This is a genomic window from Streptococcus ruminantium, assembly GCF_003609975.1.
Taxonomy (GTDB): Bacteria; Bacillota; Bacilli; order Lactobacillales; family Streptococcaceae; genus Streptococcus; species Streptococcus ruminantium.
The window spans coordinates 245,675-267,978 of the sequence record NZ_AP018400.1 but is presented as its reverse complement, the minus strand read 5'-3'; the positions used below and the strand labels follow the sequence as shown (position 1 = coordinate 267,978).

19 protein-coding genes and 1 pseudogene are annotated in these 22,304 nt (G+C 38.4%); 12 read left to right on the top strand and 8 right to left on the bottom strand.

Going from position 1 to position 22,304, the window contains the following annotated elements; all coding sequences use genetic code 11:
- Window positions 1-68 precede the first annotated feature (68 nt).
- Both thrC and adhE read right to left on the bottom strand, forming a co-directional pair.
- The gene (thrC, locus tag SR187_RS01420; RefSeq protein ID WP_120171291.1) at window positions 69-1,553 is read right to left on the bottom strand and encodes a threonine synthase; all 1,485 of its coding nucleotides are present in this window, start codon (window positions 1,551-1,553) and stop codon (window positions 69-71) included.
- Between the two features lie 1,326 nt (window positions 1,554-2,879).
- The gene (gene adhE / locus SR187_RS01415; RefSeq protein ID WP_120171290.1) at window positions 2,880-5,531 is read right to left on the bottom strand and encodes a bifunctional acetaldehyde-CoA/alcohol dehydrogenase; all 2,652 of its coding nucleotides are present in this window, start codon (window positions 5,529-5,531) and stop codon (window positions 2,880-2,882) included.
- 452 nt (window positions 5,532-5,983) lie between these two features.
- On the opposite strand from adhE, the gene adhP reads away from it, so the two are divergent.
- Window positions 5,984-7,009: an alcohol dehydrogenase AdhP gene (adhP, locus tag SR187_RS01410; RefSeq protein WP_024532149.1), complete on the top strand. Its 1,026-nt coding sequence runs from the start codon at window positions 5,984-5,986 to the stop codon at window positions 7,007-7,009.
- 91 nt (window positions 7,010-7,100) lie between these two features.
- Here adhP and SR187_RS01405 read toward each other — a convergent pair.
- Both SR187_RS01405 and hisS read right to left on the bottom strand, forming a co-directional pair.
- Window positions 7,101-7,292: pseudogene (locus SR187_RS01405) on the bottom strand (IS1182 family transposase); the annotation flags it as partial.
- A gap of 646 nt (window positions 7,293-7,938) precedes the next feature.
- Complete coding sequence (gene hisS / locus SR187_RS01395; protein WP_120171288.1) at window positions 7,939-9,219, bottom strand: histidine--tRNA ligase; 1,281 nt, start codon at window positions 9,217-9,219, stop codon at window positions 7,939-7,941.
- A gap of 615 nt (window positions 9,220-9,834) precedes the next feature.
- Here hisS and rpmF point away from each other — a divergent pair.
- On the top strand, window positions 9,835-10,017 hold the full coding sequence (gene rpmF / locus SR187_RS01390; protein WP_002937589.1) for a 50S ribosomal protein L32: 183 nt from the start codon (window positions 9,835-9,837) through the stop codon (window positions 10,015-10,017).
- Between the two features lie 15 nt (window positions 10,018-10,032).
- Window positions 10,033-10,182, top strand: coding sequence for a 50S ribosomal protein L33 (rpmG, locus tag SR187_RS01385; RefSeq protein ID WP_002262412.1), 150 nt, complete (start codon window positions 10,033-10,035; stop codon window positions 10,180-10,182).
- A 385-nt stretch (window positions 10,183-10,567) separates the two neighbouring features.
- On the opposite strand, the gene SR187_RS09995 is transcribed toward rpmG, so the two are convergent.
- Window positions 10,568-10,879 (bottom strand): hypothetical protein, encoded by a 312-nt coding sequence (locus SR187_RS09995; protein WP_231996440.1) that lies wholly within the window; start codon window positions 10,877-10,879, stop codon window positions 10,568-10,570.
- A 17-nt stretch (window positions 10,880-10,896) separates the two neighbouring features.
- Entirely contained in the window at window positions 10,897-11,955 is a 1,059-nt protein-coding gene (locus SR187_RS01375; protein WP_323131749.1) for a hypothetical protein, read from the bottom strand.
- 424 nt (window positions 11,956-12,379) lie between these two features.
- Here SR187_RS01375 and SR187_RS01370 point away from each other — a divergent pair, with 424 nt between their 5' ends.
- From SR187_RS01370 to SR187_RS01350, 5 genes are all read left to right on the top strand, one after another.
- The gene (locus SR187_RS01370) at window positions 12,380-13,339 is read left to right on the top strand and encodes a hypothetical protein (protein ID WP_120171287.1); all 960 of its coding nucleotides are present in this window, start codon (window positions 12,380-12,382) and stop codon (window positions 13,337-13,339) included.
- Between the two features lie 15 nt (window positions 13,340-13,354).
- Entirely contained in the window at window positions 13,355-14,194 is an 840-nt protein-coding gene (locus SR187_RS01365; protein WP_120171286.1) for a hypothetical protein, read from the top strand.
- A 16-nt stretch (window positions 14,195-14,210) separates the two neighbouring features.
- Window positions 14,211-14,618: a hypothetical protein gene (locus SR187_RS01360; protein WP_120171285.1), complete on the top strand. Its 408-nt coding sequence runs from the start codon at window positions 14,211-14,213 to the stop codon at window positions 14,616-14,618.
- A gap of 88 nt (window positions 14,619-14,706) precedes the next feature.
- Entirely contained in the window at window positions 14,707-15,027 is a 321-nt protein-coding gene (locus SR187_RS01355; protein ID WP_120171284.1) for a transposase, read from the top strand.
- Between the two features lie 31 nt (window positions 15,028-15,058).
- Window positions 15,059-15,907: an IS3 family transposase gene (locus SR187_RS01350; protein WP_120171283.1), complete on the top strand. Its 849-nt coding sequence runs from the start codon at window positions 15,059-15,061 to the stop codon at window positions 15,905-15,907.
- Between the two features lie 352 nt (window positions 15,908-16,259).
- On the opposite strand, the gene SR187_RS01345 is transcribed toward SR187_RS01350, so the two are convergent.
- Together SR187_RS01345 and SR187_RS01340 are read right to left on the bottom strand one after the other, a co-directional pair.
- The gene (locus tag SR187_RS01345) at window positions 16,260-16,874 is read right to left on the bottom strand and encodes an NUDIX hydrolase (protein WP_120171282.1); all 615 of its coding nucleotides are present in this window, start codon (window positions 16,872-16,874) and stop codon (window positions 16,260-16,262) included.
- A gap of 191 nt (window positions 16,875-17,065) precedes the next feature.
- Complete coding sequence (locus tag SR187_RS01340; RefSeq protein WP_024532157.1) at window positions 17,066-18,586, bottom strand: helicase HerA-like domain-containing protein; 1,521 nt, start codon at window positions 18,584-18,586, stop codon at window positions 17,066-17,068.
- 288 nt (window positions 18,587-18,874) lie between these two features.
- Between SR187_RS01340 and SR187_RS01335 the strand changes: the two genes are divergently transcribed.
- The 4 genes from SR187_RS01335 (at window position 18,875) to SR187_RS01320 (ending at window position 22,065) form a co-directional block, all read left to right on the top strand.
- Window positions 18,875-19,675, top strand: a complete 801-nt coding sequence (locus tag SR187_RS01335; protein WP_120171281.1) for a formate/nitrite transporter family protein — start codon at window positions 18,875-18,877, stop codon at window positions 19,673-19,675.
- A 245-nt stretch (window positions 19,676-19,920) separates the two neighbouring features.
- Window positions 19,921-20,247: a PadR family transcriptional regulator gene (locus tag SR187_RS01330; protein WP_120171280.1), complete on the top strand. Its 327-nt coding sequence runs from the start codon at window positions 19,921-19,923 to the stop codon at window positions 20,245-20,247.
- Complete coding sequence (locus tag SR187_RS01325) at window positions 20,234-20,998, top strand: DUF1700 domain-containing protein (protein ID WP_120171279.1); 765 nt, start codon at window positions 20,234-20,236, stop codon at window positions 20,996-20,998. The genes SR187_RS01330 and SR187_RS01325 overlap by 14 nt, the downstream gene beginning before the upstream one ends.
- A complete protein-coding gene (locus SR187_RS01320) occupies window positions 20,995-22,065 on the top strand; it encodes a DUF4097 family beta strand repeat-containing protein (RefSeq protein WP_120171278.1) in 1,071 nt (356 codons plus the stop codon). Before SR187_RS01325 ends, SR187_RS01320 begins: the two co-directional genes overlap by 4 nt.
- Window positions 22,066-22,304 lie beyond the last annotated feature (239 nt).

Here is a 22,304-nt window from a genome sequence, read left to right as displayed (position 1 = left end):
CTCTCGTGAGCAGTTTGTTCAGTTTAAAAATCATACTTGATACAACTTCCAATTTATCGGAATCTGATTTAAACACCCAAATACCGTTCCACTTCTGCTTGCATCTGCTCAGCTGCAACAACTGTCGTGTGGCGAACGAATGCAGTCTCCAAACCGTCCACTGCTGGTGGCAAGGCTAAACCTGAAATTTCATGTAATTTGGCAAGAGCTTCAAAATCTGATTGACCCGATTGACCAGCCACAGCTTCCACAACAACCACTGGGAATTTATAAGGACTGGCTGTGGAGGCAATGATTGTTGGAGTCTGATCTCCTGTCTGTTCAACGTACCGTTTATAGACGGACGAGGCAACGGCCGTATGTGGATCTTCAATATAGGCTGATTCTTCATAGACTCGTTTGATTTCCGCAGCTGTTTCTTCTTCTGTAGCAAAGGCAGCAGCAAAGAAAGACAAACTATCCGCGTCAGCCCCTTGAATGTCATACTGTCCAGCAGTATTCAGAGCTGCCATCAGCTCAGTCGTTTTTTCAGCATCATTTCCAAAGAGATGAAAAATCAAACGCTCCAAATTAGAAGATACAAGGATGTCCATGGATGGACTAGTCGTCACACGGAAAGGACGATTCTTATCGTAAATACCTGTTTTAAAAAAGTCCGTCAAAACATTGTTATCGTTTGAAGCACAGATGAGCTTACCGACAGGCAGACCGATTTGTTTAGCATAGTAAGCCGCCAAGATATTTCCGAAATTACCTGTTGGGACGGTGAAGTTGACCCTATCACCTGCCTCAATCTCGCCAGTCTTAACTAGCTGGGCATAAGCGTAGATATAGTAAACAATCTGTGGCACCAGACGGCCGATATTCATAGAATTGGCGGATGAAAACTGGAGTTTTTTTGCAGCCAATTTTGCACGGAGTCCCTCATCGTTGAACATTTGTTTAACATTGGTCTGGGCATCATCAAAGTTTCCATCAATGGCTACTACATGTGTATTTTCTCCCACCTGTGTAGTCATCTGCAATTCTTGTACCTTAGACACACCATCGCGTGGATAAAAGACGATGATTTGCGTACCAGCCACATCTGCAAAGCCTGCCATAGCCGCCTTACCTGTATCGCCAGATGTCGCTGTCAAAATAACAATTTCATTTTCCAAACCATGTTTTTTTGCAGCCGTTGTCATCAAATAAGGTAGGATTGACAAGGCCATATCCTTAAAGGCAATAGTTGAGCCATGAAAAAGTTCCAGATTATATTGTCCCTTTAACTTGACTACCGGGGCAACAACTGGCGTATCAAACTTGATATCATAGGCATTGTTGATACAGTAATCTAGCTCATCTGCTGTGAAATCATCCAAGAAGGCCGACAAAATTAGCTTTGCCACTTCCTGATAAGAGGCGTCTTTCAGAAATGAAAAATCTAAATCCACCTTTGGAAAGGAAATCGGTGTGAAAAGTCCGCCGTCCGTTGCCAGCCCCTGCAAAATCGCCTGACTTGCTGAAACTCTATTTTTAGCATCGCGCGTTGATTGATAAACTAATGTCATAGTATCCCTCATAAAAATCTATTTTTTCCATTCTATCATAAATTGACAGAAAATTGGCGAGATAAACAAAAGTGATACTAATTTGATGCAACTGCATCAAACCTCTCACCAATATCCTTACAATTCTTCAGCTAGAGTATCAGTCTGCTGAGGAATCGTCTGTTTCTTGTCGAAAAACGGGGGATTCAGCGATGACTATCAGTATGTTTTTCTCCCTAAACGTAGATGCTCTGGATAATAGCGATAGATATAACTGTCTAAATGTCCCGCATAGTAAATAGAGCGCTTCTTTTCCTTTACAACAGCTTTTATCTCTCCATTCCTTGATTGCCTAGCATATTTTTCGAATATGAGATCATAATGGATAAATGGTAAAAAACTATGTCTTGCCACGCACAAAGGATTTAAGACATAGTTTCTTACTTTACTAAAAGAAATTTTTTTATCAATGTGTTTATACTGCTTAGAAGTATATGTGAATAATTTAGGCATATCTATAAAACAAAAGGAGCAATACGAGTCCTTAGGTCGGTGATCCTAACTTCTTGACATCGTATTGCACACTTCTTCCCTTAAACACCGAGTATAAAATTCACGTTCGTAGTTAGCTTTAGTTGAAAACTAATGTCAAACATAGATTGTAACATCATTATCCCTCCAGCTTTAAGTATAAAATACAAAACGTTCATCTTTGAATGAAGAGGTTGCAACCTCTGGACGTCCAGAGATTTGAACGCAACATTCTTGGAAAGTCTATCGGCAGAGGAAGTCTGCGCATGAATATACCTCAACAAGAATATCATACCACAAATTACAGTAAAATCTCAACTACTATAAGCACAGTCTTATAGGCATTTATAATTATAGCAAAACGCAATTGAAAAATCAAATTGGATAATTTTTTCAATTGACAACTCCTATTGCCTTTATCTCCTGATAATCCCTCAAAAAGTGGATGTTATCAGTTAAGTAAATTTATCGAGAATACAGGTAATACGTTTTTGTTGAGATCGTCTTATTCGCTGATTTTCCACTGTAAGGAGAATATATCTGTTCTCAATTCTCATTTCCCTCTTAACAAGGCTAATGCTTAAAATCGGACTAAGTGATACAGATACTAATAGAACTGAAGTGCATCAAACCGACAATATCTGAATTCACTTTTCACAGAGTATTAGTTTTCAATCTTTTCTTGGGTCCATTTAATCTATCACACAATGAATATCACATAAGCTGATATTTGAGAACATTTTGGAGGCTCTTCCAATTATATTCTTGCCATAGTTTTCTAAACGAACCTAGCCAACCAAGAAAGTCAAGGGAAAATTATTTCAAACGCCCTGGACGTTCCTTGTAACCATAGTAAGCATCTTCAATAATTTCTTGCATGTGATCCACCATCGCCAAACGTGGGTTTGCAGGTGTACATTGATCTTCGTAGGCAAGAAGAGCTAATTCACGAGAATGCTCTTTGAGTTCTTTCTCGTCAATACCCTGTGCTTTCAAGTTCATTTGAATACCGATACGCTCACCCAAATCATAAACAGCCTGAGCATAAGCTGCTACAGCTTCTTCTGGCGTTGAGCATGGCAAGCCCAGAAGGCGAGCAATGTCTTGGTACTTTTCATCTGCTCTATAGTAGTTATATTTTGGCCATGTAGCAGTCTTAGCTGGACGAGTTCCGTTGTAACGGATAACGTACGGAAGCAAGATAGCATTTGTACGACCATGAACTGTATGGAATCGTCCACCAATCTTATGCGCCATTGAGTGAGAAATACCTAGGAAGGCGTTAGCGAAGGCCATACCTGCCATTGTAGAGGCATTGTGCATTTTTTCGCGTGATACAAAGTCTGCATTCTTCACTGAACTTTCAAGATTTTCAAAGACCAACTTGATAGCTTGAAGAGCAAGACCATCTGTAAAGTCATTAGCAACTGTTGATACATACGCCTCAGTTGCATGAGTCAATACGTCCATACCAGTATCTGCTGTAACATGTGCAGGTACTGTCAATACAAGCGCAGGGTCAACAATTGCCACAGTAGGTGTCAATGAATAGTCAGCAATTGGATACTTACGGTTGTTTGCCTTATCAGAGATAACAGCAAATGGTGTTACTTCTGAACCTGTACCAGATGTTGTTGGAATCGCAATAAACTTAGATTTCTTACCAAGTTCTGGGAACTTGAAGGCACGCTTACGAATATCCATGAATTTTTGAACAAGGTCATGGAAGTCAACAGTCGGTTGTTCGTAGAAGAGCCACATTACTTTGGCAGCATCCATTGGTGAACCACCACCGAGGGCAATAATAGTATCTGGTTTGAAGGTACGCATGAGTTCTGTACCCTTATAAACTGTAGTAATGTCTGGATCTGGCTCAACGTCTGAGAAGATTTGATAGACAACCTTGTTACGACGGAGATCCAATTGTTCAATAATCCGATCCAAGAATCCAAGTTCTACCATAGCACGGTCTGTAACAATCATGACGCGTTCAACGTCACGACATTTTTGGAGGTACTGGATAGAGTCACGTTCGAAGTATGTTTTAGAAGGAACTTTAAACCATTGCATATTATTTCTACGTCTTCCTACTTTCTTGATATTGAGCAAGTTCATAGCACTTACGTTATCACTGATTGAGTTACGTCCATAAGAACCACAACCAAGTGTCAATGATGGTAAGAAGGCATTGTAAACATCACCAATACCACCAAAAGTAGATGGAGAGTTCCAGATAACACGGATAGCGCGCACAATGGTTCCGAATTCTTTAGCCAGTTCTGCATCTTCAGTATGGATAGCTGCTGAGTGACCAAGACCGTGGAACTCAACCATTTGACGAGCCGCTTCCAGACCTTCTGCGCGGCCATCAACTTTCAAGACTGCGATAACTGGTGACAATTTCTCACGAGTCAATGGCTCTTTTTCACCGATTTCAGCTACCTCAGCCGCTAAAATGTTGGTACCTTCTGGCACTGAGAAACCAGCTTGCTCAGCAATCCATGCTGCTGGGCGACCAACGATATCTGCATTTAACTTGCCCTCTGCGCAATTTTTGCTATTAGCTTTCACACCGAAGCAATATGCTTCCAGAAGAGCTTTTTCTTTCTTATTAACGAAGTAAGTTTTGTAGGACTTAAATTCTGCTACAAATTCGTCATACACTTCCTTATCAATGATAACTGCTTGTTCAGATGCACAGACCATACCGTTATCAAATGATTTTGACATCACAATATCATGAGCGGCTTGGCGGATGTTTGCTGATTTTTCAACGTAGGCTGGAACGTTACCTGCACCTACACCAAGCGCTGGTTTACCGCAAGAATAAGCTGCACGAACCATGGCATTCCCACCGGTCGCAAGAATGGTTGCAATACCATCATGCTTCATCAATTCAGATGTCGCTTCCATAGATGGTTTTGTTATCCACTGGATACAGTTTTCTGGAGCACCTGCTGCCACAGCCGCCTCATACACAACACGCGCTGCATGAGCTGAGGATTCTTGAGCAGATGGGTGGAAGGCAAAGACGATTGGATTACGTGTCTTCAAGGCAATCAATGATTTAAAGATCGCTGTAGATGTTGGGTTAGTCGTTGGTGTAATACCACAGACAACACCTACTGGCTCTGCAATCAAGGTCAAACCAGTTACTTCATCTTCTTCAATAACACCAACCGTTTTGGTATGGCGCATATTGTTGACAACATGTTCACAGGCAAATAGATTTTTGGTTGCCTTATCTTCAAACACTCCACGTTTGGTTTCTTCAAAAGCATGCATTGCCAACTCACCGTGTTTGTCAAGTGCTGCTACAGAAGCTTTCGCAACAATATAATCCACTTCTTCTTGACCGAGTTTACGAAACTCATCAAGAGCAACCAAACCTTTTTGAACAAGCTCGTCAACATGCTTGCGTGCTTCTACCAACTTTTCTTCTGGTGATACTACTTTTTTATCAGCCATTGTGTTCCTCCAAATATATTTGTCAACATTTGTTAACTTTTTCACAATGTTATTCTACTATTTTTTATTTCATTTGTAAAGAGAAATTGTTAATTTTTTCACATTTTTTCTGTTTTATTTTTGAAAGCGTTCTCTTTTTCTCGTTTTCAGAAAATATTGTGATTTATCCCTGAAACTGAAACAATAAAAGTACAGACGAAGAGACATGTCAGCCCTGCAATTCTTTTTTCCTTCCTCAATGCTTATTTTTTTATCAAAATAACACTTCCAATCAACGAACTTTCTTGAAAAAAAATAATAATTACATGATAATTTTCAATTTTTCATTCATTATAGCGCTTCCATTTCCTCTTGCATTTTTGCTTTTTTTGTGATATTATTAACAATATAAAATATATTATATTAACACATTCAATAAGTGAATGATAAACATATAAAACAGGAGGTCTGCTATGAAAGCAGTCGTAGTAAATCCAGAATCTACTGGTGTTATCGTTGTTGAAAAAGAACTTCGTCCACTCGAAGCTGGTGAAGCTCTGGTCCAGATTGAGTACTGTGGTGTCTGCCACACTGACCTTCATGTTGCCAATGGTGACTTCGGAAAAGTTCCTGGTCGGATCCTCGGACATGAAGGCATCGGGATTGTTACCCAAATTGCACCAGATGTGACAAGTCTCAAGATTGGTGACCGTGTCAGTGTCGCTTGGTTCTTCCAAGGATGCGGCATGTGTGAATATTGCACTACCGGTCGGGAAACTCTTTGTCGCTCAGTGAAAAACGCGGGTTATTCTGTCGATGGTGGTATGGCTGAGCAATGCATTGTAACTGCAGACTATGCTGTAAAAGTTCCTGAAGGACTTGATCCTGCTCAAGCAAGCTCCATCACCTGTGCTGGGGTCACCTGCTACAAGGCTATTAAAGAAGCTCATCTTGCGCCAGGTCAGTGGATTGCTATCTACGGTGCTGGTGGACTAGGAAATCTCGCTATTCAGTATGCCAAGAAAGTTTTCAATGCTCATGTTATCGCTGTTGATATCAACAATGATAAACTAGAACTAGCAAAAGAAGTTGGTGCAGATGTTGCTATTAACGGCCTTGAGGTAGAAGATGTCCCTGCTTTTATCAAGGAAATCACCGGAGGCGGTGTCCATTCAACTGTTGTAACTGCTGTTTCAAAAGTTGCTTTCAACCAAGCAATTGATAGCGTTCGTGCTGGTGGTTACGTAGTTGCTGTTGGTCTGCCGTCTGAATATATGGATCTCAGTATCGTAAAAACTGTCCTAGATGGTATCAAGGTCGTTGGATCCCTAGTTGGTACACGAAAAGATTTGGAAGAAGCCTTCCACTTCGGTGCGATTGGTTTAGTTGTTCCAGTTGTCCAAAAACGTCCTGTTGAAGATGCTGAGGCAGTATTTGAGGAAATGGAAGCTGGCACTATCCAAGGTCGTATGGTGTTAGACTTCTGTTATTCTCACTGATATGTCCCACTAATTCCAAGAGCTTGGGACAAAAGTCGTTCTCAGCTCCAAAATAAAACAGAGACTCACCTTGCTGTGAGTCTCTGTTTTAGTACAGCAGCACAGATAAGAGCATTTTAGGGTGATAGGATGGACGACCAAAGTCATGATAGAAGGCTTGATAGTGGCCATCGCTCAACTCATTGACCACCTGCTCAATCGTAAAGACAACGTGGTTTTGGAGCAGACAAGCAGAAAGTTCTAGTGGCAATGTCGTCTGATTTGTGTTATAGTTAATGTGCATGAGATAGCCTTTCTAAATAGGATTAGACAACTTTATTTTGCAAAGTCTATCTCTTTAATGCAAAAAGCAACGGCACCAAATCCGTTGCTTTTTGGTTGAACCGGAGAGACTTTTGTCCCAAGCTCGTTTTTTATCGCCTCACTGATGACAAGTAGTATTGGGCAGATTTACCATTAGCAAACCTTTAATGCAGTCAAGAAAAGATCCAGCATCCCTCCAACGTTCATATCACCATCTCAGCACAGCAATAGCAACCTCAGACACACTTACCAAAAAATATTTTAAAAAACCTAGAAGAATATCACTCCTAGGACTAACCTCACTGAAGTCAAACATCATGATGTACAACGTTTTTCTATAGACTATCTCTACTGCTTTTATCTTTCCGGATTCAGACAAAAACTTTTGGTAAGCTGTTGCTGTCATCCTCAAAAAAAGAACGTGGATCGCTCTCAGGTACTCTCACTATAGATGCAAACATAACCCCTTATTTTCATACCTTTATAGAGTTGCTCTACATGATAGTAAATTCGGTCAGGATAATGAGTAGTATAACTGAAAAGAGCAATAATAAAAAAACCTTGCTACTAAGAACAGAAGCTTACTTTTGCACTGTTCCTTATAGGTAGGTCTTTTCATTTTGCCACTACTTTTCTAATTCTTCTAAAATATTTGCAAAGTCTGTCTGGACTGTTTCAAAGCTTGTTTCTACTTGGTTACGAGTCTGATTGTGCTTGACAATCAATTGACCTGACTCAATCTCGCTACCACCTAAGGTGATAATGGCCTTAGCTCCAAACGCATCCGCTGACTTAAATTGGGCTTTGAGCTTGCGATCCAAGTAATCGCGCTCCGCACGGAAACCTTGCTTGCGCAGGGCTTGAACCAACTCCAGTGCTCCGCTATTGGCCTCCGAACCAAGAACAGCGATATAGACATCCAATCGAGTGTCAAGAGGCAACTCAATACCTTGCTTATCAAGGACGAGAATGAGACGCTCAATCCCCATGCCAAAACCAAATGCTGGTGTTTCAGGTCCTCCAAAATAAGTGACCAAGCCATCGTAACGACCGCCGGCGCAAATAGTCAGTTCATTCCCTCCCACTTCGGTCATGAACTCAAAAATGGTGTGATTATAATAGTCTAACCCCCGTACCATATTGGTATCAATGACATAAGAAATTCCCAAACTATCCAGCATAGACTTGACTGTCTCAAAGTGTGCTGTGCTCTTCTCATCCAAGTAATCCAAAATGGATGGTGCATTTTCCACCACTTGTTTATCTTCTTTTTCTTTGGAGTCAAGGACTCGGAGAGGATTTTCTTCCAAGCGTCGCTGACTATCCTTAGACAACTGGTGTTTGAGTGGTGTTAAATAGTCAATCAAGGCCTGACGGTAGGCTGCACGACTCTCCGGATTCCCTAGACTATTGAGATGGAGACGTATTCCCTTGATACCAAGCTCCTCAAAGAAATGATAAGCCATAGCAATCGTTTCTACATCTGTAGCTGGATTATTGGAACCAAAGCACTCTACACCAATTTGATGGAATTGACGCAGGCGTCCTGCCTGTGGACGTTCATAGCGAAACATTGGTCCCATATAGTAGAATTTGGCTGGTTTTTGCACTTCCGGAGCAAAAAGCTTATTTTCTACATAAGAGCGCACAACCGGCGCTGTTCCTTCTGGGCGCAGGGTAATGTGGCGTTCCCCTTTATCGTAAAAGTCGTACATCTCCTTAGTAACAATGTCAGTGGTATCACCAACTGAACGGCTGATAACCTCATAATGCTCGAAAATCGGCGTGCGAATTTCTGCGTAATTGTATTGTTTGAAAATGGTACGAGCAAAATTTTCCACGTACTGCCACTTGACTGTATCCTGTGGTAATAAATCTTGGGTCCCTTTAGGTTTTTGAAGTTTCATAATATAAAAGATGCAGAAGGCTCAAAGACAAAATAAGAGGGATAAATCGCTGAAAATATCGATTGTCAAAGTAATTTATCTTTCTTATATAGTGTTTAGCCTGCGCTCATTCCTTTCTAGGTTAAGATAATCTTTTGGCAAATAGCTCACTTTGTGAAGGTTGAAGCTTGCATTCTCCAGAAAATAGACGAACTACTTTTCTTAAGTATACAGGTGAAGACGTTGCCCAAACATAACTTGCAATCTCCCTTATTCTACCATAAAAGCTCCGCTATTTCTCAAAAAAGCCTTCCGATAAATTGAACTTTGTCAGGCTTTTGAGTTTTGCAGTCACCCTGTTTGTTTCTTTCCACTAAATTCACTGAAATCAACCGAGCTATACTTATTTTGTGGTAATGTCACTAATTTTTTCAAAAAAATCTGTCAAGTAACTTTACTTTACAAAAAACTTTTGATATACTATTGAGGTTGACGAATGTCATATTAAATTAAATCGAATTTGGGCCAAAAGTTCAGAAAAGAAATGATCCGACTTGTACGCAAGTTGTACAGCATCGGCTCCCTATTTTTTCTTCGCTTTTTCATGCCCTTATATCTCAATGGAGGAAGAAAAAAATGGCAGTACCTGCACGTCGCACTTCAAAAGCGAAGAAAAATAAACGTCGTACTCACTATAAAGTAGCAGCTCCAACTGTGAAATTTGATGAAACTACTGGAGATTACTCACGTTCTCACCGTGTATCTTTGAAAGGATACTACAAGGGACGTAAAATCGCTAAAGCTGCTTCAGCTGAATAATAGAAGGGAGATACCATGCGCGTAAACATTACACTTGAACACAAAGAATCTGGTGAACGCTTGTACCTTACTTCAAAAAACAAACGCAACACTCCAGACCGTCTTCAATTGAAAAAATACTCACCAAAATTGCGTAAGCACGTGATTTTTACTGAAGTGAAGTAGGTTTTCACTACACGTCAATAGACGGTAGAAACCTTGATTTTATGCGATTCTTGAAATTCTGAATTTCAGTAGATTGCAGTACAAATCAATCGAATCTCTACATTTTTCTCTACACTTTTTAGATAATAAAATTTAAGTAGAACATGCAGATAATGAAAGGAACACTTCGTATGAGGTGTTCTTTTATTCTTATTCTTACGATAAATAATATACTCGTTCAATGTCATTATTGATAAATTTCCAACCTTATCTTCTACAATATACAAATCATTAATACCTTTCACTACTATTATCAAGTATTCTTTTAGCATCAACTATTTTTTCTATTGACTTTTGATAACCTTTCAGAAATATCATTTGGAATTTCTAAATATATTGTCCCTTTTCAGTTGTAGATTTTATAGTTTAGCAGGTTTTCTTGTTGATTAGAATCAATAATTACTACTTTTTTCTTTTTAATTGAGCCAACAATCTTAAAAACTAGTTCCTTTAATATGTCCACAGTTAGCCCTAAAACAAGCATTTCTACAAACTCTCTACTTAATATTAATTCAATAAAAGAATCAAACGAAGCTTGAATTTGACTCTTATCAAAAAAAATTACCTCTATATTCTTACTTTTAAACTTTTCCTGAATTTCTAGTTGTTCATCATCCGTAAAAAGTTCTGGAACTTTGATAAGTATTCCTTTAACCATAAATAATCCTCCTTCTTTTACTTAACTAATTTCCAATTCTTAGCATCTGAATTATCAATCATAATTTTTCTACGATTACTTAGCAATTCGTCACTCACAAAATATTGTCCTAATCGTTCTACAAACCCACATTTCTGACAAGTATAAAGATAATCTTCTCTTATTTCATTCACTAAAGCTATATTGAATTCAAATTGATTGCCACACTCATCACAGTTCATACTAAGATGGTCACTGCTAAATATTAAATCAAAAATGCTCTCTAATTCTTTATTATCATCCTCTGATAATGCTAATATTATCTTTAAATTTCTGATATATCGGTTAAACTCTGATGTTTCCTCATCTATATCTACATATTTTTCAAAAATAGCAACAATAGCCTCCACCAAATATAGTAGAATATATGGGATTTTTTTGTAGTACAAATTCCAGAATTCATCCCAAATTTCATCATCTGCAAATATAAAATTAAGATTTTGCTTCTCAGTGGGATAATTTTTATTTCTGGTCACCAAATGAATTGATTTATCAAATGCACTAGTCAAACTATTTTCAGCCTTTCTATTGTATATTACATCATACAACAATTCTGGATCAAGTAATTCTTGACTAAAATCCAGTGAACTATTTTTAGATTGAACTAATACCTTCGCTTTTGAGAATAAATCAATAACAAAATCTTTCTTTCCTTTTAAATCACTAACATCATATTCTTTAGGGCTTCCATATTGCATTTTTCCTAAAAATTCATGTGGTTGAACTAGTATCCAACTTAAATAGAACAAATTATCCTGTAAAGGTTTCCTAGCAAGTGAAAAAGCAACTGTTACCTTTCCCCTCTCTATACAGCTCAGTGATTCAAAAAGATAGTAATTTAAGTCTCGTAGAATTGAAAAGAATATATGAGGGATAAAGACTTTTTCAGAAATATCTCTATCCTTTCGTCTTTCTAACTCATCAAAAAGTTCAAGTTGCTCATCTACCTCATTAGTAAATTTAAAAGATAGGCTTGACAATTTATATTTATCAGCCTTAACCAATATATCAACTAAAATATCATACAAATAAAGCATCAATTGATGACGTTTTATATACTTGGCTGGTAATAATTCCGAGATATATCATTCGACCAATATTTTTCCCTCATTTCTTACTTGTTACTAAATATTATACTTCTAAAAAAAGTAAGTTCTTGTTCTAGACTATTTCTTATCTTCCATATCCCTCAATGCATATACACATGCTTGAATCACGAACTCGAAAAGTTACATCCTTATTTTGAATTGTTTTTCTATTTCTTCAATAAGTGGTACTGGAAAACGAATTGTTTTATTTTCTGTTTCCTTGCGATTTGATTTTAATTGAAATGCCATATCTTTTCTCCTCTTTTGTTTTTAGGATATAGCATTTTGTACATTAAATATGCATTGCGTTTTGCATTACAAACTATGTATTATTACGTTATAATGTAATAAAAATTATAATATAGGAGTCCAGATGGATATTGCTAATTCATTAAGAAGGTACTTAATATTAAAAAATAATCTAATCCCCTCAACACAAAATAGAATAAAAGAACTTGAAAGAGAAATTTTTCAAGCTGAGGTTACTCTAAATGGTATTTCAGATGAAAAAGTATTCTTAGAAGATTTTAAATGGGATATTCGCACAAGAGGATTTACTATTTTCAATCTGATTCATCTACCGTCCCTGATTGCGTTTATAATCTTTCTTATAGTTGTATTATTAGCCTTAGCTGGGGGTACCATTATTGGTGTCATTGTAGAAACACTTATTCGAACTTTTATACTTTTCCAAGATTTTGAGTTTGAGGATACATTCTTCTACATCCCAATAAAAGCGGTTGAAGACTTTATCTATTATCCACCTTCAATTCCTGTTCCGATTGTGGTTGGGCTTTTGATTGTCTGGGTTTTATATAGTATCAGACAGGTTCAAAAAAATAAAATCTACTATGAAAATGTTGTTATTCCAGAGAATCGAAAGAAAAACGCTCTCGTCCCTGGAAAGCGTAGAAAACAACAATTAGCGGTAGATAATCTGAAAAATATCTTGAAATCCACTGAAGCTCAACTACTGAACCATCAAAATGAAATGATGAATATTATGAATACCATTTCCATTCCCAATCAGTATTGGACTAATGATGAAGTCATAAATTTCCTCATACAAAAATTAGAATATGGGCAAGCGAAGACCATCGGAAAAGCTTTGAATCTTTGGGATATAGAAGTATCAACTAGAAGGGTTGAGCAGGCATCGAAAGCTGTCATAAAAGAGACAAGAGAATCGGAAGCTCGTCTGGCTAGACAACGTGCAGAACAACACGCACAAGAGCAACGTAACGCTAGAGACAATATTGAGACTCAAAATAAAGTCGCTGAAGAGTTAAAACGATTTAATGATGATATTGCTAGGAAAAACCGTTGGCTATAAAAAAGGAGACACACTATGAACAAAAAGAAAATTTTAGCAAGCTTTACACTATTGGTATCTACAGTACTCTTATTTGCTTGTCAGAGTAATGAAAGTACCACAAAATCCTCTGAAAAGATTGTTGAAGCCTCATCTTCTTCAAAGGATGCAATCTCCGAGGAACAAAGAAATAAGTGGTTGAAGGAGTTTTATGAAGAAGTAGCTGAGACTGATGGTTCAAACTATCATAATGAGATTGAAGAACGTAGTCAAAAAGCATGGAATGAGAATCAAACCAACATCTTCAATGGACAGGCTAGTCTAAATGTTACTAATGACTACCTACCTTCTGAATTGACAAAGCTAAATGTCACGATTGACGGTTATGATGAAGCAACTAGAAGATTGAAAGTTACTGTTACTAACAACTATGATGAAACACTGATTGGAACAACAACCAATTCAAACAATAACAACTTGTACGGGACATATTTCACTCTATATGGCTACACAACTTTGTCAGGACGTTCTGAGAGGGTAAAAATCGCTCGGATTGCTCTTGCTAGTGATTTACCAGCTGGGGAGTCTATTCAACTCGAAATTCTTCCATCCGCTCTTGCAAATCGTCAAACTGATTATGCTAAAAAATTTCAAAATAGTGAGTTAGATTCTAAATACTACTTACTATCAACCAATTACGGAAATTCCTTATGGGACATTACTAAAGACCAAGTAATGGGAGAAGAGATTGTTTCAGAACAAATAGTATTATCTAGCCTTACGAATATCTACATCGTACCCAAGCTAGTATTTGAAACTTACCCATCTACGGCTCCAAATGATTCTGAGCTGGAAAATATAATTTCAAACAATTAAAAGAAAGAGCAGACTAATGAATATAAAGAAACTAATTTTGACCCTACTAACTCTAACACTAACAATTGTCCTTTGTGCTTGTGGTAATCAATCGAATGCTAATGATAGTCAGCTATCAGGAACATATTCATACGAAAAAAGCGGTATTGATGGTTCTGAAATGGGATTCGAAGACGAAGAATTAACTTTGCATTACGAACTAAAAGTAAGTAGTGATGAAAACATACTTAATATCAATCTCCTTTCAGAGAGAGGAAATAATGTGAAGTACCTCTATTCAGAGAAAGTAACTATTGATACGGACAAACAGATTATCAGTGATAGCAATGGTACTGAACTGAAATATTCAGTTTCAGGAGATTCTGTAACAATACCTGATTTAGCAGGAGATACAGGGGATACTGTAACTTTAACAAAAGAGTAGAAAAAGATGAGCAATTGATTGAAAAGAACCCCTTATAATGGACAGTATAAAAAGTACTATACTGTTCTTATAAGGAGGTTCTTTTCTCATGGCTAAAAAAGGAAGTAAATTTACAAAGTATCCACCTGAATTCAAAATACAAGTAGTCGAGGACTATCTTAGTGGGAAAAGTGGTGGTATGGACTCAATTGTAAAAAAGTATGGCTTGAAATCAAACAATCAAGTCCTCACATGGACTAGAAAATATCGCGAAAATCCACAATTGCTCCACCAAGATTTAAGAGGTGCTAAATCAACTGGTCGCCCAAAATCAACCAATCTTGATGAAATGACAATAGAGGAACAGAATGCCTTTCTTCGTATGGAGAATGACATTTTAAAAACTTTAAGGACTCTCCTCAGAAAGTGAGAAGAGTCCACCTTTATCAAGTCGTTGAACAATTGAAAAACGTTATTCCATCTCCCGTTTATGTGCCTATTTGGGTTTCCCTAGGTCATCATACTACCTCTGGTTAAGCAATGGAAAACCTGAACACAAGCGGTTTAACCCTGACCTAGCACAGGGCATTACAGCTGTTTTTAATGAGACTCAGAAAGGTTATCGTTTCATTTGTTATCAACTGAGAAGAAAATACGATATTTTCTGTCATCCTAAAACTGTCCTACGCTATATGCGTATTCTGGGTTTGAAGTCGCCAATTCGAAAGAAACGCTATCATTCTTGCACACAGCGTGAGATAAATGAAAAGGCAAGACACGTCCACTACAACGTGCTTGCTCGAAACTTTAAAGCAGAACGTCCTCTCCAGAAACTAACAACGGATGTCAGTTATGTTTACCACAAACAGGGAAGGATGTTCCTTAGCGTCATAAAAGATTGTTATGACAACTCTATTCTAGCATATACTCTTTCAGATTATAACGATAATCAGCTCGTTTTTGAAAATTTAGACCTCGTCTTCAATGAAAATTGGGATGCCACACACATTTGTGTCTTGCATTCTGATCAAGGTTTTCAGTACACCAACCAACTTTATCTCAGAAAACTAGATCAGTATGGTGTTACGATTTCCCATTCTGGAAAAGGGAATTGTTATGACAATGCTTCTTGTGAAAATTTCTTTTCCCATCTCAAGAGTGAGTCCTTACGACTCTTTCCTCCTAATAACAGAGATGAACTCAGCCAACAAATTAAAGAATACATGGACTGGTATAACTATGATAGACCACAAGAAATATTAAAAGGTATGACCCCTATGGAATTCAGGGAGTCATACCTTACTAACTAATATTCTTTTTTACACTGTCTATTTTAGACGGGGCTTGACATAATTCTTCTACACCAATTTAAAATTCCTGCCTTTACACGGTTCAGGAAGGTGAGAATTCTAGGAGAGCTTTTTAAATATATTTTTTAGCCCCAATCTCCCCTTTTACAAGTTGTTCATGCTATCCGTACATTAATCCATACTATTCCACAATCTGATATGATAAACGATTTGTTTTATCCGTTCCTCTAAATCTAGAATTTTCAGATTAGACTCATTTCATGTGTTTCACCAATCTAATATCTTATCTTCATACGTAAAAGGTACTTAGTTTTTTATTTGACGAGGAAACATCCTGCCAATCTAAGAAAAATCACTCACTCTGTCCTTCACTTCTGAGAATTTCAACGAAGCGATGAGTGAACTGAGCGGTCATGCCCCAGATATTCTCCGGAAGATTTTCGTAAAAGGGAATAGAACGCTTATGATGGCTGAAAGAATAACCGATCCCAGCCCTCAGGCGTTCAAAGGGAAAGTTACAATCAGGAACAACTTTTGAGTCTAATTGATAGTAAACTGGATCTGTCTCTAACAGGGCAGTCAAAGGAACCGTAAAAAGTCGCTCTACTTCTTCATTGGGCTGGATGGTATGCCAATCTAGATGTAGACACCCCACAAAACAACGAATGGTTGAGCCAGCCAAGACCAGATAATCAATTTCTCCCAGTAACTCTACTTGACTGTGATGAATATTAAGCTCCTCTACTAACTCACGAATAGCAGCCATCTCGGCTGTCTCTTCACTTTCAATTCCTCCTCCAGGGAAAGAAACTTCACCTGGCTGGGAAATGAACTCACTACGAATTTCATAAAGAACCTGCCATTGCCCATCAGTCCAAACCAAGGGCAGACAGACTGCATAAGTATATTTTTCTCCCAAAGGCTGGGGGTGGTAGTGTTCCAATAATGCCCGTACCCTCTTTGTCATGACAACTCCTTGCTAACTAGTGATTTCTTTTTTCTCATCCTATCGAATTTTTATGAAAATGGCAAGAGCTTTGATTGAAAACAAACTGAGAGTTTCGTTCTCAGTTTGTCTATATATTCAATGAAAATCAAAGATCTATCAGACCAGAAAACTGATGTCCAGTCAAACAAGTTGCTAGGGCGTTGAGTTTCTTATTTTCCTTTTAACATGCCCATAATGCCTCGTGTCACCACACGTCCAACTTCTCGTCCAACTTGGCTCATTAAATTTTTAGCAAAGCGATCCATTATGGAATCTGTTTTCCGACCAACTGATTGGTTAGCTTTCTGAGCAGTTTTAGAGGTCTCTTTTTGAGCTTTTTCTTCCATTCTTGCAGCTTTTTCAGCTTGTTTTTCTGCCTCGGCCTGTTCAGCTTTTTTGATTAGTTCGGCTTCTTTTTCCTGCGTCATAGCCAAAATCTGCTCATGGGCTGACTCCCGATTCACTGCGTCAGCGTATTTTTCCATCAAAGAAGAACTGTTGATAGCTGAAAGGATAAGACTAGACTCCACAGTTCCCAGCTGACTCTTTGGTGGGTAAATCATGACCCGATCCGCAAAACTTGGTGTTCCATCTGTTTGAAGGGTTGAAACGACAGCCTCGCCGACCTCCAATTCTTGAATAACCTTGGCTAGGTTTTCGCTCCCTTCTTGACGGAAGGTTTCAGCGACTGTAGTAACCGTCTTGAGTTCTTTTGGAGTAAAGGCTCGTAGACCATGCTGGATACGATTCCCTAGTTGAGACGCCACGCTATCTGGAATATCAGTCGGATTCTGTGTAACAAAGAAAATACCAACTCCTTTGGAGCGAATCAGGCGGACAATTAACTCAATTTTTTCGAGCAAAACTTTAGGAGCATCTTTAAAGAGTATATGGGCTTCATCAAAGAAAAAGACCATCTTAGGCTTATCAAGGTCGCCCACTTCAGGGAGGACCTCATAGAGTTCTGATAAAAGACTGAGCAAAACTGTGGAATAAAGAGTTGGTTGATTGAAGAGTTCTGTCGCTTGAAGTACATTTATCACACCTCGCCCATCTGTGGTTGTTCGCATAAGGTCTGCAATCTCTAGGCTAGGCTCGCCAAAGAAAATTTTTCCACCCTGTTGCTCTAGAACGACCAGACTACGCAAGATAGCACCGATCGAACGAGAAGGAATATTGCCATAATACTGACTCAGCTCTGCTGCATTCTCTGCCACAAAATTGAGCATAGCCCTCAAGTCCATCAAATCAATGAGCAAGAGACCACGCTCATCTGCCACACTGAACACGATATTAAGAATAGATTCTTGCGTATCATTCAATCCCAACAAACGGGTCAACAAGACAGGACCTAATTCTGAAATAGTCATGCGAACCGGTGTACCATTTTCTCCAAAAACATCCCACAACTCAACTGGATAACTTGTCGGTGTGTAGTCTAGGTACTGAGTTTTTTCAAGGCGACTAGGGTCAATTTCCTTCCTATTAGCCTGCACTAAACTATTTAAATCTCCCTTAATATCCGATAAAAATACGGGAATCCCAGCATCACTCAGCTGTTCTGCCAAAACTTTCAATGTCACTGTTTTTCCTGTACCAGTAGCTCCTGCGATAATCCCGTGACGGTTGAGACGTTTGAGCTGCATTTCCGCTCGATTACGTCCATAACCAAAAGCGATTACTTCTGACATAGTCTATCCTCTTTTCCGATTATTTCTAACTTTATTGTAGCACAGTTTCTAGAAAAATAGCAGAGCAGAACCCTAAAAATGATAGTTCATACTTTTCATATTATATGGGCAAAAAAACTCTAACTTTCTGGACTTCTGTAAACATTTCCTCAATATCTGCAAATTGGTAGCGATTACTTGGTTTTTTTGCCGAAAAACACTTACATTTTCAGACTTTTTCTGTTATACTCTCTTATTGTGAGAACTTTCGCAAATACGTTTTAATAAATATAGTAAAAGGGGATTATTATGGCAGCACAACAAGACACGCTAATTTATAATATCGACAAAAGCATCAGGAAAAAAGCAGACTTGATTGAAAATAATTATTTTGCTTATGCCGTTCGCTCCATCATGGCAAGTGTTTATCTGGCGATTGGTTTAGCCATTTCGGTTTATACAGCCGATAAACTGAACCATATCGTTGATGGTCTTGGAAAATTCAGCTATGGACTCATGTTCGGCTGGTGCTTGGTAATGATTTTATACATGAACGCTGAGCTTGGTACATCCAACATGATGTATATGACTTCTGCCATTCACCGCAAGGTCATTCCTACAAAAACAGCTTTGAAAATCTTGGCAACCTGTATCTTCTTCAACTTTGTCGGTGCAGTACTTGTCTGCTTCCTCTTATCACTAACCTCACCATATCAGCATATTGACCAGCATAGTTACCTTTTCGAGGCTACTGTGGCTAAATTGGCAAAAACACCATTGACTCAATTTGTTGAAGGGATTTTCGCCAATATTGTCGTGAACATCGCCGTATTTGTTACTATGCGTATGAAGGATGACGCTGGTCGTGTTATTTCGTTGATTTTCATCATCTTTATCTTTGCCTTCCTTGGTTTTGAACACGTTATAGCCAACTTCTCTACTTTCTCACTCGCCTTCTTTTCAAATGGCGGTCCTGTTGAAGGGATGAACGTCCTCAGTATCCTAAGCAACTTCCTCTTCTCCGGACTTGGAAACTATGCCGGCGGTGGTCTCTTGATTGGTCTTCTTTATAGTTGGCTAAGCAATAAGTCAAAATTATACGTTGACTAATTTCCTAGCTTTTCTTTACTGTTAACCGCTGGAACTCCAAGCATAGCCTTGAAGGCTACCAAAACAAAAGATACCCTTACGGTCGGAACTTCGACCGTATTTTTTTATTTATTTTATATATCTGCTTGACAATTTCTTCTTGTAGGTGTATATTTTATATATAGCATTTTTTGATATATGGTTGTTTTATATATATGTCAATTCTATATCCACTGCTAACAAAACGAGAGAAAGGAGTGACTGCCATGCATTTTCCAGTTCCTGCGGTGCTGACAGAATTTCTCATCATGGCCATATTGGAATCTGATGATTCCTATGGGTATGAAATTTGCCAGACAATCAAACTGATCTCCAATATAAAGGAATCAGCCCTTTATCCCATTCTAAAACGATTAGAACAAAATGACTTTTTGACTACCTATTCCCGTGAATATCAGGGAAGGATGAGGAAATACTATAGTCTGACCCAGTTAGGTCACGAAGAATTGATTCGCCTCAAAGATGACTGGGATACCTATACCAATACAATAAGCGGCATCATAGAAGGGAGCATCCGTCATGACAAGATCTGAATACATGGCTCAGTTGGAAAAATACTTGAAAAAATTACCACACAAAGAATTCCAAGAAGCTATTACTTTTTTCAACGAATATTTTGATGAAGCTGGTCCAGAAAAAGAATCAGCTATCATAGAAGAATTAGGCTCTCCTAAAGAGGCTGCCAGTGAGCTAATCAATAACATGCTCAGTCGACATATTGAAGGAGAAACAAAGGATAGCGACAAACTGATAGATAGCACGAAGCCAAATAACCATCCGATCTATGTCTTTGTTGCCCTTGCGTTCACTTTTCTGTTGTCCTGGTTCTTTCTCTCCTCTGGATCTGTTCTAGGAATATTTGGTATTTTCATTGGCGCGATTTGTGGAGCTTTCTACCTTGGGAAAAACTTACAGGAATTTCGAGCGGTCAAAAAGACTGTCTGGTTAGCTTTCTTAGCCATTCTATCTCTTCCAATCGCTATTCCAGCTACACTTCTTTTAGGCGGAGCCTTGATTTTTCTCATTTTCCTAGTTCTAGGCTTTCTGATTGGTGGGCTAGCGTTAGGCATAGGACTTTTCATCGGAGGAGCCTACTTGATTTGGGAAGGATTTAGCCTGCTTTCTCAAGATTTTAATGTCTTCCTCATGGGTTTTGGTTCCGGCCTCTCTCTCATCGGTGGTTCCATTCTTCTTTATATCCTAACAGGATTTTTCGCTTACTGGTCTTGGTGGCTGGTTAAGGCTTGCTTTAAATGGATATTGAAACGAGGTAAACGAGCATGAAAAAGAAATTGACAATGGCAATTATTGCCGGTTTTGTTAGCTTAATTACGGGCTTAATTTTAGCAGGAATCGGATTTTTCTCTGGCGGCATCACCAGCTTGGAAAAAATCGCTACACCTAAACAAATCCATCAAACTTATACGAATCTACATACACTCAAGCTTGATTTTATCCACCGCGATATTACCATCCGGGAATCTACCGATGATAACTACCACATAACCTATACCAACTCTAAAAACCATATCTTTCCGTCACTCAAAATTTCTGAAAAAGACGGCGTCCTAACTCTGACAGCAAAAGATCGGGAACTTTCTATCACAGGAATCATGCAATTTTTTGGAGAACATCTGGCCTCCAACAGGACAGATGCACAGACCGTTATCATTCGAGTCCCTAAGAACAAGGGATTAGCAAAATTAGAAGGAAATCACTATCCCTACTATTATGGTTCTAGCCCCTTGACAATTGAAAATGTTCATATCAAAGAAGTTAACCTATCAGCTAGACTGCATCTCAATAATGTTCAAATGGATGGTGGCACAATTGATACCTCTTATGTTTCCGTAGATCAATCAAAACTGAAAAACATTAGCGTCTCAGTCTCAAACTCCGAAGAAAGCGCCAAACTTTCTGATACTAGCTTGGAAAATGTGAAAATCCAAGGCTACCAAAATCTACACGTGTCCAATGCAACCTTACTAGGTGAAAACATCTTTACTCCGACAACAAATCAAGCTCTGACCGTCACCAATCTCGACTTGACCGATAAGAGTTTACAAGATCTTAATCTCAATATCAGCACGAAAACAGATATGAAGAGTTTAGCAAAACACCTAGGTTATCACTACAATACAGAAGAAGAATTGAAGGACATTGTTGGGAATACGAGTTACTTCAAAGAACAGGCTGAACATGTTGGTATTTTTACTAAAGACAAGTACGAAAAACTCACTGTAAAACAAGAAGGTGATAAACAGACCTTAACCCTTGAAAAAAAGGGTAGTAAAAATAAGCTGACTCTTGGAGCAACAAATGCTACCATCAACCTACGAACACCAAACTAATAAATCGAGACAATACCTTGTCATGTGAAAAAATGGTAGAGCCTTCCAATCTGCTATCAAAAACAATAAAAACACAAACTGCTTTATTTCATTCCCCTCCTAGAAGGCCTGTCCATGACTGATTTTTAGTATTGCAGTATGATAAAAACCAGCTTAATGTGTATGAACTAGGCTGGTTTTCTTTGATAATTAGAGCATTATGCTATATTACAATACAATCATTCGCGAAGGGGACATTT

What these genes read in the sequence shown, in the direction of transcription:
- thrC (WP_120171291.1), bottom strand. Translation starts at nt 1,553, where the DNA reads ATGACATTAGTTTATCAATCAACGCGCGATGCTAAAAATAGAGTTTCA.
- adhE (WP_120171290.1), bottom strand. Translation starts at nt 5,531, where the DNA reads ATGGCTGATAAAAAAGTAGTATCACCAGAAGAAAAGTTGGTAGAAGCA.
- adhP (WP_024532149.1), top strand. Translation starts at nt 5,984, where the DNA reads ATGAAAGCAGTCGTAGTAAATCCAGAATCTACTGGTGTTATCGTTGTT.
- hisS (WP_120171288.1), bottom strand. Translation starts at nt 9,219, where the DNA reads ATGAAACTTCAAAAACCTAAAGGGACCCAAGATTTATTACCACAGGAT.
- rpmF (WP_002937589.1), top strand. Translation starts at nt 9,835, where the DNA reads ATGGCAGTACCTGCACGTCGCACTTCAAAAGCGAAGAAAAATAAACGT.
- rpmG (WP_002262412.1), top strand. Translation starts at nt 10,033, where the DNA reads ATGCGCGTAAACATTACACTTGAACACAAAGAATCTGGTGAACGCTTG.
- SR187_RS09995 (WP_231996440.1), bottom strand. Translation starts at nt 10,879, where the DNA reads ATGGTTAAAGGAATACTTATCAAAGTTCCAGAACTTTTTACGGATGAT.
- SR187_RS01375 (WP_323131749.1), bottom strand. Translation starts at nt 11,955, where the DNA reads ATGCTTTATTTGTATGATATTTTAGTTGATATATTGGTTAAGGCTGAT.
- SR187_RS01370 (WP_120171287.1), top strand. Translation starts at nt 12,380, where the DNA reads ATGGATATTGCTAATTCATTAAGAAGGTACTTAATATTAAAAAATAAT.
- SR187_RS01365 (WP_120171286.1), top strand. Translation starts at nt 13,355, where the DNA reads ATGAACAAAAAGAAAATTTTAGCAAGCTTTACACTATTGGTATCTACA.
- SR187_RS01360 (WP_120171285.1), top strand. Translation starts at nt 14,211, where the DNA reads ATGAATATAAAGAAACTAATTTTGACCCTACTAACTCTAACACTAACA.
- SR187_RS01355 (WP_120171284.1), top strand. Translation starts at nt 14,707, where the DNA reads ATGGCTAAAAAAGGAAGTAAATTTACAAAGTATCCACCTGAATTCAAA.
- SR187_RS01345 (WP_120171282.1), bottom strand. Translation starts at nt 16,874, where the DNA reads ATGACAAAGAGGGTACGGGCATTATTGGAACACTACCACCCCCAGCCT.
- SR187_RS01340 (WP_024532157.1), bottom strand. Translation starts at nt 18,586, where the DNA reads ATGTCAGAAGTAATCGCTTTTGGTTATGGACGTAATCGAGCGGAAATG.
- SR187_RS01335 (WP_120171281.1), top strand. Translation starts at nt 18,875, where the DNA reads ATGGCAGCACAACAAGACACGCTAATTTATAATATCGACAAAAGCATC.
- SR187_RS01330 (WP_120171280.1), top strand. Translation starts at nt 19,921, where the DNA reads ATGCATTTTCCAGTTCCTGCGGTGCTGACAGAATTTCTCATCATGGCC.
- SR187_RS01325 (WP_120171279.1), top strand. Translation starts at nt 20,234, where the DNA reads ATGACAAGATCTGAATACATGGCTCAGTTGGAAAAATACTTGAAAAAA.
- SR187_RS01320 (WP_120171278.1), top strand. Translation starts at nt 20,995, where the DNA reads ATGAAAAAGAAATTGACAATGGCAATTATTGCCGGTTTTGTTAGCTTA.